Origin of the sequence: Arthrobacter nitrophenolicus, from assembly GCF_000332815.1 — a bacterium.
In the GTDB taxonomy this organism is placed as follows: Bacteria; Actinomycetota; Actinomycetes; order Actinomycetales; family Micrococcaceae; genus Arthrobacter; species Arthrobacter nitrophenolicus.
This window is the reverse complement of sequence record NZ_AOFD01000028.1, coordinates 15,973-30,108: the sequence shown is the minus strand read 5'-3', so window position 1 is coordinate 30,108 and position 14,136 is coordinate 15,973. Positions and strand designations below refer to the sequence as shown.

13 protein-coding genes and 1 pseudogene are annotated in these 14,136 nt (G+C 63.9%); 6 read left to right on the top strand and 8 right to left on the bottom strand.

Features of this window, described 5'->3' with window-relative positions; genetic code table 11:
• The first annotated feature begins 467 nt into the window (after positions 1–467).
• Entirely contained in the window at positions 468–749 is a 282-nt protein-coding gene (locus G205_RS21105) for a DUF3892 domain-containing protein (RefSeq protein ID WP_009358114.1), read from the top strand.
• A 232-nt stretch (positions 750–981) separates the two neighbouring features.
• Here G205_RS21105 and G205_RS11525 read toward each other — a convergent pair whose 3' ends face one another.
• From G205_RS11525 to G205_RS11490, 8 genes are read right to left on the bottom strand one after another with little or no spacing between them, the layout of a single operon-like run.
• A complete protein-coding gene (locus G205_RS11525) occupies positions 982–1,404 on the bottom strand; it encodes a DUF4913 domain-containing protein (RefSeq protein ID WP_009358113.1) in 423 nt (140 codons plus the stop codon).
• Complete coding sequence (locus G205_RS11520; protein ID WP_009358112.1) at positions 1,397–3,166, bottom strand: type IV secretory system conjugative DNA transfer family protein; 1,770 nt, start codon at positions 3,164–3,166, stop codon at positions 1,397–1,399. Before G205_RS11520 ends, G205_RS11525 begins: the two co-directional genes overlap by 8 nt.
• A complete protein-coding gene (locus G205_RS11515; protein ID WP_009358111.1) occupies positions 3,166–4,785 on the bottom strand; it encodes a hypothetical protein in 1,620 nt (539 codons plus the stop codon). Before G205_RS11515 ends, G205_RS11520 begins: the two co-directional genes overlap by 1 nt.
• Positions 4,785–6,296: an SCO6880 family protein gene (locus G205_RS11510; RefSeq protein WP_009358110.1), complete on the bottom strand. Its 1,512-nt coding sequence runs from the start codon at positions 6,294–6,296 to the stop codon at positions 4,785–4,787. Before G205_RS11510 ends, G205_RS11515 begins: the two co-directional genes overlap by 1 nt.
• A gap of 1 nt (position 6,297) precedes the next feature.
• Positions 6,298–7,608: a TrbL/VirB6 family protein gene (locus tag G205_RS11505; RefSeq protein WP_035752838.1), complete on the bottom strand. Its 1,311-nt coding sequence runs from the start codon at positions 7,606–7,608 to the stop codon at positions 6,298–6,300.
• Positions 7,608–8,330, bottom strand: a complete 723-nt coding sequence (locus tag G205_RS11500; protein ID WP_009358108.1) for a DUF8175 domain-containg protein — start codon at positions 8,328–8,330, stop codon at positions 7,608–7,610. The genes G205_RS11505 and G205_RS11500 overlap by 1 nt, the downstream gene beginning before the upstream one ends.
• Before the next feature lie 12 nt (positions 8,331–8,342).
• Positions 8,343–8,630 (bottom strand): hypothetical protein, encoded by a 288-nt coding sequence (locus G205_RS11495; protein WP_009358107.1) that lies wholly within the window; start codon positions 8,628–8,630, stop codon positions 8,343–8,345.
• 13 nt (positions 8,631–8,643) lie between these two features.
• Entirely contained in the window at positions 8,644–9,237 is a 594-nt protein-coding gene (locus G205_RS11490; RefSeq protein WP_235046891.1) for a DUF6668 family protein, read from the bottom strand.
• Between the two features lie 188 nt (positions 9,238–9,425).
• On the opposite strand from G205_RS11490, the gene G205_RS11485 reads away from it, so the two are divergent.
• The 5 genes and pseudogenes from G205_RS11485 to G205_RS22830 all read left to right on the top strand — a co-directional run bounded on the left by G205_RS11485 (position 9,426) and on the right by G205_RS22830 (position 13,848).
• The gene (locus tag G205_RS11485) at positions 9,426–9,677 is read left to right on the top strand and encodes a helix-turn-helix domain-containing protein (RefSeq protein ID WP_235046890.1); all 252 of its coding nucleotides are present in this window, start codon (positions 9,426–9,428) and stop codon (positions 9,675–9,677) included.
• 33 nt (positions 9,678–9,710) lie between these two features.
• Positions 9,711–10,730, top strand: a complete 1,020-nt coding sequence (locus tag G205_RS11480; RefSeq protein ID WP_009358104.1) for a CHAP domain-containing protein — start codon at positions 9,711–9,713, stop codon at positions 10,728–10,730.
• 58 nt (positions 10,731–10,788) lie between these two features.
• Positions 10,789–11,304 carry a hypothetical protein gene (locus G205_RS11475; RefSeq protein ID WP_035752832.1) on the top strand — a complete coding sequence of 172 codons (516 nt, stop codon included), beginning with the start codon at positions 10,789–10,791 and terminating at the stop codon, positions 11,302–11,304.
• Positions 11,305–11,310: 6 nt separating this feature from the next.
• Positions 11,311–12,773, top strand: a pseudogene (locus G205_RS11470) (MinD/ParA family ATP-binding protein).
• Positions 12,774–13,461: 688 nt separating this feature from the next.
• Positions 13,462–13,848 carry a hypothetical protein gene (locus G205_RS22830; protein ID WP_235046889.1) on the top strand — a complete coding sequence of 129 codons (387 nt, stop codon included), beginning with the start codon at positions 13,462–13,464 and terminating at the stop codon, positions 13,846–13,848.
• Positions 13,849–14,136: the final 288 nt, after the last annotated feature.

The window sequence follows — 14,136 nt, the reverse complement described above, 5'->3', positions numbered from 1 at the left end:
GATGCGATTACTGTGGAAACGTCGGCAGGTCCGATAGAAAAAGGGCGGACCCGTTCCAGCGGGCCCGCCCAGCAACTCGAGGTCAGGACCGCAAGTTCCATGGTTAGTGGTACTAGCGATTCTAACGGAGCCACAGGCGCCCGCGGATGGGTGCCCTCCCCCTCGGATGAGTGTTCTGAGGAGGACACTATGGCACGATCAGTTAGCCGCAGCGCGCGAACCGGACGTTTTGTAACCAAAGCGACTGCCGCCAGATCTCCGCGGACGACAACCACTGAACGGGTTGGTTCCGGGACCAGAAACAGCCGAAGTGTGAATCGTTCGGCATCAACGGGACGGTTCGTCACTGATGCGACAGTTCGGCGTAACCCCGGCGGGACCATAACCCAGCAGGTCTGATCCCCTCAGCACGAAGATCAGGGTAACGCGGGAACACGTAGAGGCAGTCAAATAACTAGGAGTAATCCATGGCGGTAAGAATTACCCACGTGCGGGTTGAAGGATTCCCAGAGGATCATCAACACATCACCAGCTACAAGTGGGTCAATGAAGCAGATAACGGTAGCGGAACCAGCACGAGGCCGGCAATGGTCGAATTTATCGATGTAAAAAAGGGCCGGGCGTACGTAGGGTCTGGCTCCTCAAGAGTGGAGGTCGGCGTAGTTCGCCCCCAATCTGCAGCTCCGTATCTTCGGACCTATGCTGATCAGCAATGGACTAACAACCTTCTGTCATTGCCCAGATTCTAGAGTCCATTGCCAGCGCCAAGACCCCTGGGGAACTCCTCGGGGGTCTTTGCGTTGGAGTGACAGTGAGTTCGCTGACCACAGCCGGGGACAATCCTGATGGGTTTATCCACCGCTACTACGGCTGAGGGAGCTTTCCCGATGGCTCCCGATTCCAGCCGTGGATAACCCGGATTGACCCCAACCATGGACAGCCCGCGTGGTCACCCCAAAGCGTCGGCTGACAACAGCCGGCTTAGAAGAGCCCTGGGGGCGGTTCCTCGCAGGGTAGCGGGGCGAGTTTGGCGCGGTGGCCGTCGTCCGGGTTGCAGCCTTTGAACGGCCCATCTGTTGAGAGCAGAACGGACATGTGGTGGTCTGCGTGGTCGCGCCACCACACGCTCATGCCCGTGGTTCCGTCCAGGCGCAGGAACTCCCAAGCCCGCCAGAGCGCTTCGAGGCGGCTGATCGCTTCGGCATGCTTCCACCACTCCGGGCACCAGGTCACCCCACCCTGCACGTTGAGCTGCCGGCGGTAGCTGGCGGCCAGCTTGCCGCTGACGAATTCAGCCACGTTCGGGTAGAACAGCTCCGGGGCGTCCGCGTCCTCCTCAGATGGCTCCGAGGCTGCCGCGGCGTCCTCCAGCTCGTCGTCCCACTCCCCCAGTCCCTCACTCATTAGAGGCACCCGCGGCTATCCACCGGCTTCCGGCCGCGGCCGCCGGCTTGTTCGCGGGGTCGTGTGCGGCGATGGAGGCTCGCACCGCATCAGCCCGCGAACCGCTCATCCAAGGCACTGTCTCCAGCAGCGCCGCAGGGGCGCCGGAGGCGAACATGATGGCACGGCCGCGAGGAAACGCGGCCAGGTCCGAGACGTCCAGGGTGCGTTCCTTGCGGTCGTCGTCGTGGCTGTAGGAGGTGCCGTGTTTGGACCGGCTTCTGGTCATGTTGGAGTAGCGGTACTCCCCTACGAGCTGCGCGAGCTCGTTCAGGAACTCGGCTTCAGCGACACCGCCGCCGTAGACCTTGATGTTGGAGGCGGACCAGAGTTTGCGCATCCCGTCGCGGCCCCACACTTCGACGCCTTGGGACCAGGACTGGAGGATGGTCATCAGGACGATGCCCCGGGAACCGTAGTGGCTGTAGAGGTTCGGCAGCTCGCGCCAGCGGCAGACGTTGGCCGCTTCGTCCAGAACGCCGACCATGGGCATGGCCAGCCGGCCCCCGGGTGAATGAACGGCCAGTTCCTCGGCGGCCTCGACCGTCGCCACGGTCAGCGCCGTCACCAGCGGGCCGGCGGTGCCCTTGCCTTCCTTGGAAAGGCTGTACAGCGTGCCCTTGGAGCGGACGAATGCTGCCGGATCGAACTGCGGCCGCTGGTCGTCGTTGCCTTGGGGTGTCACCCAGCGGGCCACTTGCCGGTTGGTGAGGCAGGAGGCCATCTGCAGCGCCGTGCCGTATACACCGCCACGCTGTTTCTCGGGTGCGTTGATGACGCCGCCGACGGCATTGGAGGTCTGGGTGAAGCCGTGCGCCTTGAGGATGTCCACTGCTTCATCCTCAGCGGGACGGGTCAGCCAGGTGTGGACCTGCGTGATCGGGCGGCCGTCAAGGGCCGCGGCGAGCAGGAGCCCGGCAAGGAGATCCTGGCCGGCGGGATCAAAGTAGGCATCCGTTTTGGCATCCGGGCCGCGCGAGCCGGCCGCGAAGTGGTCGGCCAGACGTGCCGCTTTCACTTCATCGGTGACATAGGACAGGGGGTTCCACCACCAGGAAGGTTCCTCGAGGGCGACGGACTGCGGGTCAAAGACCCAGACCGGGCCCTCGGCGGCGCGAACATCGCGCGTGCCGTCAACGATGTCCCGCTTGTTCGAGGTCACCAAAGCTGCTCCCGGGGCGGCAAGGATCGCAGGGATCGCCCTAGATGTCGTCTTACCTGTGCGGGGTCCCCAGATGTCGATGTGCATGTCTTCCCAGGAACCGTAGACCATTTGCCCGCCCAGAACCGTCTTGCCGACCGGGACGCCAGGGGAGCCCTTCACTCCGAGACGTTCGGCAGTGGCCGTGGCCCCGCGCAGGCTCAGTGCGCGCAGGTCCCGGCCTTTGGCCATGTGCTGGGCCGCGGCGTCCACACGGGAACGCTTGGACCGCCGGCGCAGCACCCCACGGACCACCAGAACGGTCACGACGACGATGAGGACGCCGAAGCCGACCAGGACCCAAGTGGCGGCCGCCGGCCACGTGACCTTCTGCGAGAGCAGGCCGAAGACCAATTCAAACGGGTTCGCCGGCAGCTTCTGGCCATCCTTGGACAGGAGCGAGCCCAGGTGCACGGCTCCGGCCACCGAGCCGACACCGAGCACCACGACAGTGATGAAGACCCAAAGCAGGATGGTTTCGCCATCCATCGCCGAACGCTTGCCGCTGCTTGGCGCACCCATCAGTTCTCCCCTTCCGCGCTCCGAATTTGCGTCCAGCGCTTGTTTGTATCGTGGAGCGATTTTTCGACGCTGGTTAGCTTCAAGGCCACGGGGATTCCGGGGCGGCCGCCGACTTTGAAGAGGAATTTGCCCAGGCCCGGGCGTACCCGTTTGCGGGAGCCGCCGACGTCGGTCCACGACCCCGGGTCAGCCCACGAGATGAGGCGGGCTTGTTCGGCCCGGGAGAGGGTTACGGCTTTGTTGAGTTTTTCCATTTCGGCTCCGGGGAGCGCCCCGCAGACGACCATGCCGGAACGTTCGACGAAGCCCCGGGCTTTCATCCGTTCGGATTCCGTGGGCAGGGCTTCGAGGTCGCTCATGGTGTGCGTGATCATGGCCTGACCCACACCTTCGGTACGGTTCAGCCGAGTCAGCGAGTCAACCCGGTCCACCATGCCTTCGCCGGAGCGCAGGGCCCGCCACAGCTCGTCCATGACGACGAAGTAGTTCCGGCGCGGTTCCAGGCCGGCGTCGGCCAGGGTGTGGGCCACCTGGACGGTGGCGAACCCGGTTGACCAGCAGGCCAGCAGGCAGGCCGCTTGAATGTCGCGCTGGGTGTCGGAGATCCCTGACAGGTCGAAAACCACGGGCTTGGTCAGGTCCATCGGCTGGTCCGTGGGCTGGGAGAACATGTCCGAGAACCGGCCCGAGCCGTCCAGGGAATAGAGCGACTGGCGCAGCTGGTCGGTCGCGTCGAGGTAGCGGCTCATGTCACCACGGTCCAGGGCGATGGCCCGAAGTTCGTCGGGGGCGTCTTTGATGACCTCGATCAGGTCCCCGATCAGGGGGACGCGGTCCAGGCGTTCGTCCAGGATGTGCAGTGCCCGGTCAATCAGGGATTCCTCGTGGGCGCTGGGCTTTGCGTTCCGCACAATGGTGATCAGCGCCGTGATCATGTTCAGGCGCCGGTTGTGCGAGTCGGCCATCAGCTGTTCGGCCAGCTTCTCCGCCTTCACAGCGGCAGCCAACAGCTGCGCGGCCGCGGCCCGATTGCCATTTGGTTCATTCAGGGTCCGGTTCGCCTTGGCCCGGTGTTCCTCGGCTGAGGCGAGCAGCCTCACTGCGGCTCCTGTGGCTTCACCGGGGTCCAGGACGTTCAAGTGGCCGCGTCCAGGACCCAGACTGATGACCTGCCCGCCGAGGGCTTCGATCAGGTCAACGTAGTCCGGCTTCAGGTCACCGAGGATCAAAGGGTTGATGCTCCGGCCTGCCAGGCCCAGGACGATGTGCCGGACCAGGGTGGACTTGCCATAGTGCGGCAGGCCGAGGACGAACATGGAGGGGTTGTTGATCATGCCGTGCATGAACCAGCTGATGGGATCGGCGCTGAAGGGCGCTCCGGTGTCGGTGTGAACGCCGATCGGAACTCCGAGGATCGGGGTGCCGGAGCCGCCCACGAATGGCCAGAGACCGCAGACCTGGACGGAGGTTCCGCGCCATTCGTCGGCGGCGGTGACATAGACGGCTTCGCCCTGTCCGCGGCCGCGCCAGCCCCGCAGGCCCGGGCGGCGGGCTACCGCGGGGGCGAGCTTCGTGGCTGCGGCCGGTGTGCGCTGGTGCTTGGTCCTGCTGCCGAACATCACATGGCCTCGCGGATCTCTTCGGGAACCTTCAAGTGCTTGGGCAGGACCAGACCCAGTGGCAGGGACGCGGCAAAGGCAGAATCCTGTGAGCCGTACGCGCGCCGCAACAGTAGACGTGCCGACGGGCCGAGGTTGCCCTCCACCACGGCCACGGCGTCCTCAAGGTCACGGGCGGACAGCACCGTGGCCGTGACCACCATGCCGAAGTTGACCAGCCCGGCCCCCTTGGCTTCCTCCGCTGCGGTGGCCTGCGCAGCGCGCGCGTCGACCAGAGCGCGTGCAGTAGGCCGGTTGGTCGAGGAGGCCCGGGTCAATGCGCTGGTCTGGTCGGACTCCACGATGGCGGCCGCGCGGCCTGCTTCGATCGGCCGGTACAGCAAGGTGACGCGCTTGCGGGCAATTTCCCCGTGCGGCGCGACCAGGCGGGCCAGCGCTGATGCCAGGATGTGCCCGCGCGGGGCGCCCGTCATCGTCCAAGACACAGAGTGGCCGGAATCGTGGCGGTAACCGTCCCAGTTGGATTGATGGGCGGACGGTCCGACATCGCCCCAGTCCAGGTCAACGGGTGTGCCCTGATAGTGGGCTTCGTCGATGAGACGGGCCGCTGCAGGGTCGTAAGCGACCCGAACGACCTCGCACAATTCCTGGGCGTTCAACGGCGCGCATGCCCCGGCGCCGGTGGATTCGAGACGCTCGGTCAGGCTGGGCAGCCGTGAGGCGAGATCCCTTGCAATCTCTTCTGGGGTGCGTCGTTTGCCGCCGGCCCGGGCAGCGGCGCTGAACGTCAGCGCGACCCAGGCGCGGATCGTGGCCGATCCCTGCGGGTAGGTGTTCAAGGCCTCCCGGAGCATGGCCTTGGCGATGGCAGGGGCGTCGTCATGGATGTTCGATTCAACTTCCCGGCGCAGCCGTGCCCCGGAATCGGGTGCGGTTTCGACCGTGACGGATGCAGCCACGACGGCAGGTTCATTCGACAACGAGGCCAGCCAGCCGCCCCAGTTAGCCACCCAGGCATCAATCTGCTCGGGATCGACCAGGGACGCCCCGTCGGGCTGGGTGCCGAAGACAACGGTGTAATGGGCGGTGGCGGGAAGGTGGATCAGCGCGAAGGGGCGGCCATAGGAGTCGGTGAACTCGTACAGCTTGGAACCGGCAGAGATCCCCGGCAGCTGGAACTCACCCCAAGGCGTCAGCCCCAGCGGACCGGAGCGGTAGATGTTGGCCTTCTTGCGCCGCGCGGAGCGGAACGCCAGCCGGGCGAAAACCCGCTCCCCTACAGACTTGTTGTGCTTGTCGGTCACCGAGACGACGGCCAGTACCACCCCAAGAATGAACAGAGCAATCAGCCCGGCGAACCAGCCGCCGACAAAGAGACAGATCACCGTGATGATGAGGCCAACAAACAAACCGGCTGTTGCCAGCCCACCAAGAGTGCCGATGCCCGCTTTACGCGGCCGCCGCCAGTTGCCGTAGGTCGGTTCCCTGTAGGTGTTCTCGATCGCTGCCATGTCAGGCACCCCCTGTGGATTCTTCGCTCATGTCTTTGATCGCCCCGGAAGCGGCCTGGCCTGCTTCGACGCCCTTCTGTGCTGCCAGTACGGCGACACCGCCCGCGCCCGCCGCCACGGCACCACCGCTGGCGGCTGCTCCGCTGCCTGCAGCAGCACTGCCCGCACCGGCGGTAGATGCTGCCGCGCCAGTGGCTCCGGCGCTCCGGGTACCTGTCTTCCCCGCTGTGCCAGACGTTCCTGCCGTTCCCTGGCTGCCGGTGCCCGAGGGGCCCTGGGATCCAGGGCTTTGGCTCGAGGTGCTGCTGGTTGTCGTCGAGCTGGTGGATGATCCGCCACCGCGTCCGGCGCTGCCCATGCTGATTGCACCGGAAGCCAGTGCGCCGACCGTCCCTGCTGCCAGAGCGCCACCGCCGCCCGCAACAGCACCAACCATCGGGGTGACGAACCGCATGAGGGCTGGCATGGCGAACAAGGCAATGATCATCAAAGCCAGTCCCGTGACCGTTGCCAGGAGCGCGGAGCCGAAGTCCTTGCCGTCACCAACGTTTCCGAAGATCTTGCTGCCGCTGAGCTGGAAGGCCGTCGCGTAGATAATGGCGGCCGCGGGCTTGTAGAGAATGAAAGCGAGCAGCCAGGCTGTGCACTTCTGGAACCAACCCCTGCCTGCCTCGGTGTTACTGAAAGCTGCAGCCGTAGGGAAGATCCCGGTCAGGATGACGAGCAGGCCACCACGGACGATCATGAGCACGATCTGCATAACAGAGGCCAGAATCGCGATGAGCCCCAGGAGAATGATCATGATCGACCCGATCGGGCTGGTGGCCGAAAGCGCCAACAGGGCCGTGATGTTCTCGTTGAACGAGGTCCCGTTCGTGGAATTAGTGATGATCCAGGCTGAGAACTGATCCGCCGCGACTGTCAGCAGTCCCACTGCTGCCACACCGGCGCCGGAGACGACGATTAGGGTCGCCAATGAACGCATCAGATCCCGCAAGGGTGCACCCCTGCGCTCAATCACCATCTTGGCTGCACCCACGAGGACAGACATCACGGCCAGGGAAGCGGTCCAGAAGTAGAGACTGTTCTGAAGGAACAACACCGGGTCACTCGCGGTAGACCCTCCCGGGGCTGCGGTGAGAGCGGGAGTTCCCACGTTCACCCAAAATGTCCCGAGTGTTTGGACTGTTTGGCCTACGGCATCGGCAATAGCTTTCGCCATGTTCTTGACGGCATCATTGGCGACATCTTCGATGGCCGCCCCCGCCTGGCAAAAGGGATTTATTGCGTTCAAGCCGGAGCAGTCAGCCATTAGACACCCGCCCACTCAACGTAACCACTGAGGTCACTGAGCTGTCGCGCCCCAGTGTCCCCTGTAGCCGGCACAACGAACTTCCAGTCGCCCTCGTACCACTGGAGCGGAACCGGAATAGAGACGAAAGTTCCGTTTGCACCCTTGAATGCGAGATCAATGATGGCTCGATCAGCCTCGTAAGAACGGAATGTAAAGCCGGCCAATTGGGCGGTCACGGAGTTTGGGGCGGCTGTTGGGGATGACTTCAGCACCGCATCTCGCTCGGGGCTTGGTACGGCCAACTGCTGATAAACGAGGTCCGCTTTTCCAGCTGCGGACAACGCAGTCATGTTTGCCGCTGCATACAATGCACCGGTCGGCGAGTGCGCGAAACAGGAACGGAGGCCGTTGGCTTCGGTCTTGCCCGGGCCGAACTGGGTGGGCGACGTTGGTGCGGCGATCTTGCCGACCAATTCCCACTTGGTGTCGGTCGGTGTGGTGGCTGGTTTCGCCTGGTCGCCGGATGGCAGGCCGCACACGCTGGCTGCCGAGGTCGCCGTAGGTTGGCTGCTGGTGCTCGTGCTGGTGGAGCTCGGTTCAGGGGACGCCGTTCCGCCGCCTCTGGGAACCAGGGCCAGGATTACCCCGAGCGCGACAATGATCGCCACGACAACGGCCGAGATGATGAACTTAGGTTTGGTCAACGGATTCTGGTCTTCGTTCACTGTCGGTTCAGTCATGGCTGAAGCTCCTTAGACCAGGGCGCCTACGACGCCGCCGGCGGAGGCTGCCAGGATGCACCCGCCGAGGACCCATGCCAGACGGCCGGCATGCTCGCCGCCCTCTCCGCGTCGGTTGTTGATCATCATCGTTCCGGCTGTGATCAGGATGCCGGCCACGGCCAGGCCGAAGACGATCCATGCGACCCATTTGAGGATTGTCAGCAAACCTTCAGAGCCGGGAGGCGCTTCACCTGTGCCCGGGTTCGGTATCTCTGTGATGGCAAAGCTTGACCATTCCATGGCCTTGGAGAACAGCATGAGTTTCTTCTTTCTACTTAGCCGTGAGTCCGGCGGTGGCAGTTACTGTGATCTGCACCTGTTCAAGAGTGGTGCGGGCTTCTTTGGGAAGTTCCTCGGTGGCGACGTCATGGCCATAGCGCCATGCGTCCACCCAGGGGAAATGCCACATGTGGGGCACTCCCCCACCGACGACGCGAGCGAAGTCGCGGATCTCTTTCGGGAGCCGTCCGGGAGCGTCAGCCATGACCACCAGGCCAGCGACGTGGATCCCGGGAAGAGAACCGGAAGCCCATTCAGTGGCAGCGAGCCGTGCTGCACGAAGACCCGGGATATTGGACCGCGCAACCAGGACGATCACGGATCCGGCTGCCGTCAAAGGCCACTGATGTTCGGCGGCTTTGGTTCTCTTGTCCAGGCGTGCAAGCGACGTTTCGCCAGCGCCGCCATGGACGCCAAGCCACCAAAAGCTCGGTTCCCTCCCCACCACGTTCCTTCGGGGAAGCCGGTCCGCCTGGTCCGGTTGCGGAACACTCAGCTGCGGCCTCGTCGCCCCCGTAGGGACGAAAGGCGGCTCTTCCGGGATAGCTGAAACGGGTTCGTCGGTAGTTTCTGCGCCGAGCGTCACCCAGCGATTCTTTGAGACCGGCATTTCACATCCCCTACTAATGTCCGCAAAGATCGTATCGGTACCATCCGACACGAAAGGCCAAAAGTGACCCCCAACATCAGCTTTAGTACCTTTCAGTCACTTCCAGTACATCACAGTACCAATTTGTGGTCTACGATGGCTCTATGCGGTGGGACGGACTGAGCGTGGACCCCAAGTACCTGGAAGCACTCTTCGCCAAGTACCCGGAGCGTCTTACGCCTCAGGACCTCGAAGAGATCTTCGGGTTGTCCCGAAACACCGTCTACCGCTGGCTCCAAACCGGAGTGATTCCTGCTTACCAAGTCGAGAAGACATGGTTAATCGCCAGAGATCAAGTCAAGGACTGGGTCTGGGAGAACCGGAACACACTCAAGAAGGGCCAGACACCAGAAGTGCACGACGAGGACCAGCCCTAGGGCGAAGCAGCCGATTAGATGTGAGGGGGACACATGCAATCACGAACGACCGCGCCCGCGCTGGTCGCCGGCGCCGTCCTTGCCCCTGTCGGCTTGGTGCTGTCCATCATCCTGTTCGGCGGGGGCTCCCAGGCCGCGGCCGATGTCTGCTCGCCAACCGGGGCCAGCGTCAGCGTTGACGCAAGCCAACTGCCCAAAGTCGCTGTCGCCGGCTACGAGGGCGAGCAACTGAAAAACGCGGCCCTGATCATAAACGCAGGCAAAGCCCTTGGTCTGTCGGCCCGGGGGCAGACGATCGGTGTCATGACGGCCATGGGCGAATCCGGGCTCCGTGTCCTAGACTACGGCGACGGCCCAGGACCTGACTCCCGGGGACTGTTCCAGCAGCGCGACAACGGCGCGTGGGGGACCTACCCGGACCGCATGAACCCAACGACGTCAGCGACGAACTTCTTTACCGCCCTGCAGAAGGTCAACGGGTGGGAACAGCTCGAACCCACCACGGCCGCGCACAGGGTCCAGCGCAACGCCGACCCGTTCCACTACCAGTCCTACTGGGCGGCCGCCGTCGAGGTCGTCGCCGCTCTGGGCGACGTTCAGATCACCGATGCCGGCGGGGAAAGCTCCTGCGGGATCCCCGGCCAATCCGGTAAAGACGATGATCTGCCGTGGCGCACGGCCAAGATCTATGAGCCATCCCCTCTGGGCATGTACAACCGCGAATGCGTCGACTTCGCCCTCTGGCGTGTCAACCAGCAACTGGGCAGCACCACCGCCCCCTACAGGGTCCTGAACGGCACCTTCCGGCCTGACGGTGCCGTGCTTGGCTCTGCCCTTACCTGGAAAGACGGCTGGGACGCCAAGGGCTGGCCCACCGGTGGAACTCCCCGTGTCGGCGCTGTCGTCTGGTACTCCCCCGGCACCGGGGCGCCGATGGCACCTACGGCCACGTCGCCGTCGTCAAAGCCGTTAACGGTGACGGAAGCTTCCTGGAAGAGGGCTACAACGGCAACCCCGCCCCGAACGACCACACCTACTACACCCGCACAGTAGAGAACAGCACTCCCAGCGCCTTTCTCTACCTGCCCGGCAGCGACTACCCGGAGGAACCATGAAACGCACCCTGACAGCCCTCGCGGCCCTGCTCGTGTGCACGGCATGCGCGCCGGTATCCAGCTCAACACCAGCGGAACCATCACCCAGTGCTTCCGCCGCCAGCTCAGCCACGCTCAGAGCGGGCGGTAAGCCCCAAGCTCCCGGCGGCACAGCACCGGCCACGCTAGGCATTGCCTGGGACGAGGCAAGCAAAACAGCCGTGCTGGAAACCGCGACCAAAGCCATGACGCTGTACGCCCGTCCCACTGTCACGGACAAGGAATGGATCCAGGAACTCGGGCAGCTCCTCACCGCCCAAGCCACCGCTGATTACCAATACGTTGACCCGGCCAACATCCCGGTCACCAGGATCACTGGAAGGGGCCAGCTCAGGATCGATGAGAACAACGGTTTCGGCTGCCATGTCGTCTTTCCCACCGATGCCGGCGACTACGACGTGCAACTGCTCCGAAGCGCAGCCGACAAGCCTTGGCAGGTCAACCGTTTCATGCCCCCGAACGGCACAAAGTAAGGACAGATGATGGAAACTCAAGCACTCGACTTCCCCAAGATCAACGCCGTTCTGCGGACCAACGGAACCGGCGAAGTCACCATCAACGGAACCTCCCACGCGATCGAGGCCGCCGACGAAGCCGCTGTCCTGGGCGAGGCGCTACGCCTCATCTCTGAAACCGCTGCTCAGCTCGGCCGACCCGTCCGCGTCAGCACCACTGATCCGGACGGGCAGGGCCTCATTATCGTCTCCCCCGAAGGTGTTGTCAGCGAGGCCGCTCCGATCAAGCCCACCCCGAAGCGGGAGCAGGACACCTTGCCCGTTCCGGTGGCCTCTTCGCCCGAAATAGCCAAGGCCACGACTACGGCCGCGCCTGCTCCTACGCCAGGTTCGGTGCCGGATGCCTCTCCGGCCGAAGAAGTTCCGGCACGCCCTGCCGACGCTGCGCCGGTGACCTTCGGGGCAGCTGTTACACACGCGTCCGCCCAAGGACCCGCACGGGCCAGCACAGCAGCCGCAGCTGAGCCTGCCACACGGCGCAGCCTCAAAGACACCTCATTCCTCATCAGCGCGCCTGTGCTCCAGCCGGCCACGCGCGGCTGGCGCGGCGTTCTCAGCCGCCTGGGCTTCCGCATGGACCCATCAGCCGAGGAACTGGCCGAACGCGAGGACATCCGCACAGTGAGCCAGCACTGGCCCGGCCCCCGCACCGTAGCTGTCGTCAACCGCAAGGGCGGAGCGAACAAGACCCCCACCGTCGTCATGCTCAGCGCGATCCTGGCCCGCTACAGCGGCGCGGCGACCGTCGCCTGGGACAACAACGAATCCCAGGGCACCCTCGGCTGGCGCACCGAAAAGGGCGGCCACAACAACAGCGTCCTGGACCTCATCGACTCATCCCATGCCCTGCTATCCCCCAGCGCCCAAGCAGCCGAGATCGCCCAGTTCGTCCACCACCAGACCTCAGACAAGTTCGACGTCCTGCGCTCGGACGAAAACGAGGAGGGCGACCACGAAGTTACCGCAGAGGAGGTGGACATCGCCCACCAGGTACTCACCCGCTACTACCGTCTAATCGTCATGGACTCCGGAAACACGGCCCGGGCGGCCAACTGGCGGCGAATGATCCATCACACCAACCAGCTCGTGGTCCCCGTGACAGCCATCGAAGACCGCGCCGAAGCCGCGCGTCTGACCCTCCAAACCCTCGAATCCCGCGGCGGCCACGACGCCGAACTGGCCCGCAACGCCGTCGTCATCGTGTCAGAATCCACCGACGCCAAGCGCAGCATGAGCGGCGACGCGCTCAAACGCGCCAAGGACGAGGCCCGACGGATCGCTGACGCTTCGCCCCCCATGTACGAGCCGTTGTCCGCATCCCCTACGATCCCGCCCTGGTGAATGGTCCCATCCGCTACGACGCACTCCAGCCAGCCACCCAACGAGCCTGGCTCGCCGCAGCCGCCGCCGTCGCAAAAGGCTTCTAAAAGAGATGAAGCCGACACGCCGTACTTTATGTCCGGTCCCCAGCGTTTCAGAAACTAACGTGAGGGGCATGGCAATTCAGAAACGCGCACGCGGAGGACGCCCTTCTAAAGGGGACCGTCATGTTCTGACTACCCGGCTCCCCGTTGCAGACGCAGAAAAGTTGTTCGCTGTTGCAGATCACCAAGGCAGTCGGCTAGTGAGTTCATCGCACATGCCGTTGCTGAAAAGCTCGCCGCTATCGACATGACATTCGTTAGCGGCCAGGAGGAACTGCCTATCGGCCGTATCGCCTCTTAAAAGAGGAAGGCCCGCACTAGGCGGGCCTTCTCGGAAGCATTAAGTCCAGATCCAGTTCTTGGCGGGACACGATCTGAACTTTTGACAACACCCACGCTGTGGGTGCCATTTGTGTTACCTCGAAAGGAACTACTGCACACCATGGTACCGGAACCGGTATCGGCGTCAACGCATGCCCTTATGGGTGTCGCGCCGTATGTGAAGCCAGAAGAGGCATGGAGCCTTGCTCCAATGATTGCTGGCGCACCTTCATACCGATTGGGTCGGTGGGTTGGTTCGCGATTCCAGTACCCGCGGCCGCGGGCCACGCCGAAAATCACGCGGTCGCTTCCGGAGCGTCCTGCGGCGGTGATGGTGCATGGGCCGGATGGCTGTGTTGCCACGCTGTGCTTGGATTTTGACACGTCCAAGGCCCTCAAGGGTGTGGTTGATGCGGACGCTGCCCGGGTGGGCCGGTTGTTGTCGGCATGCGGGGTGCTTTTTGTTGAGGACTTCTCCCCCAGTGGTGGCCGGCACGTTTACATCCCGCTGCGGGATCGTATGGACGCAGCCGAAGCCAGGGAGCTGGTGGAAGCGCTGGCGCTGACAGCGACGAGCCTGGACCCGAGTCCTCACCAGAACATCACGGACGGATGTATCCGTGTCCCTGGTTCGGTGCACAAGGCCGGAGGCCATCAAACCCTCGTCACTCCACTCTCCCAGCCTACGACATCCTGCGCCGCCGCAACCCAGCCTCTGCGCTGGTGGAGCTTCGGGCCGCTTTGGCTCCGGAACTAACCCGTAAGCGTGCACTCAAAGCTAGGGCTGCCAGGAGTGTGGCCGCACAGCGAAATGGTTTCTTGCCGCAGCTCTCACTGACCATGGCCAGTGAGTCTCCGCTGCGCAGGGTGGCGCGTACTGGCCTGTATGACACGGCTAGGTACAAGAGTCCATCCGAAGCTCGGATGGCTGTATTGAATCACTTCAGCGCCTGTGGTTGGTCCCTACAACACGTCGAGAACGAACTCACCGGCCAGTTCCCCGGGCTGGCAGCGCTCTATGGAACCCCTCAACGCCAGGCACGAC

Excerpts from the sequence above, each read along its gene's own strand:
- G205_RS21105 (WP_009358114.1), top strand. The coding sequence starts at position 468 with ATGGCGGTAAGAATTACCCACGTGCGGGTTGAAGGATTCCCAGAGGAT.
- G205_RS11525 (WP_009358113.1), bottom strand. The coding sequence starts at position 1,404 with ATGAGTGAGGGACTGGGGGAGTGGGACGACGAGCTGGAGGACGCCGCG.
- G205_RS11520 (WP_009358112.1), bottom strand. The coding sequence starts at position 3,166 with ATGGGTGCGCCAAGCAGCGGCAAGCGTTCGGCGATGGATGGCGAAACC.
- G205_RS11515 (WP_009358111.1), bottom strand. The coding sequence starts at position 4,785 with ATGTTCGGCAGCAGGACCAAGCACCAGCGCACACCGGCCGCAGCCACG.
- G205_RS11510 (WP_009358110.1), bottom strand. The coding sequence starts at position 6,296 with ATGGCAGCGATCGAGAACACCTACAGGGAACCGACCTACGGCAACTGG.
- G205_RS11505 (WP_035752838.1), bottom strand. The coding sequence starts at position 7,608 with ATGGCTGACTGCTCCGGCTTGAACGCAATAAATCCCTTTTGCCAGGCG.
- G205_RS11500 (WP_009358108.1), bottom strand. The coding sequence starts at position 8,330 with ATGACTGAACCGACAGTGAACGAAGACCAGAATCCGTTGACCAAACCT.
- G205_RS11495 (WP_009358107.1), bottom strand. The coding sequence starts at position 8,630 with ATGCTGTTCTCCAAGGCCATGGAATGGTCAAGCTTTGCCATCACAGAG.
- G205_RS11480 (WP_009358104.1), top strand. The coding sequence starts at position 9,711 with ATGCAATCACGAACGACCGCGCCCGCGCTGGTCGCCGGCGCCGTCCTT.
- G205_RS11475 (WP_035752832.1), top strand. The coding sequence starts at position 10,789 with ATGAAACGCACCCTGACAGCCCTCGCGGCCCTGCTCGTGTGCACGGCA.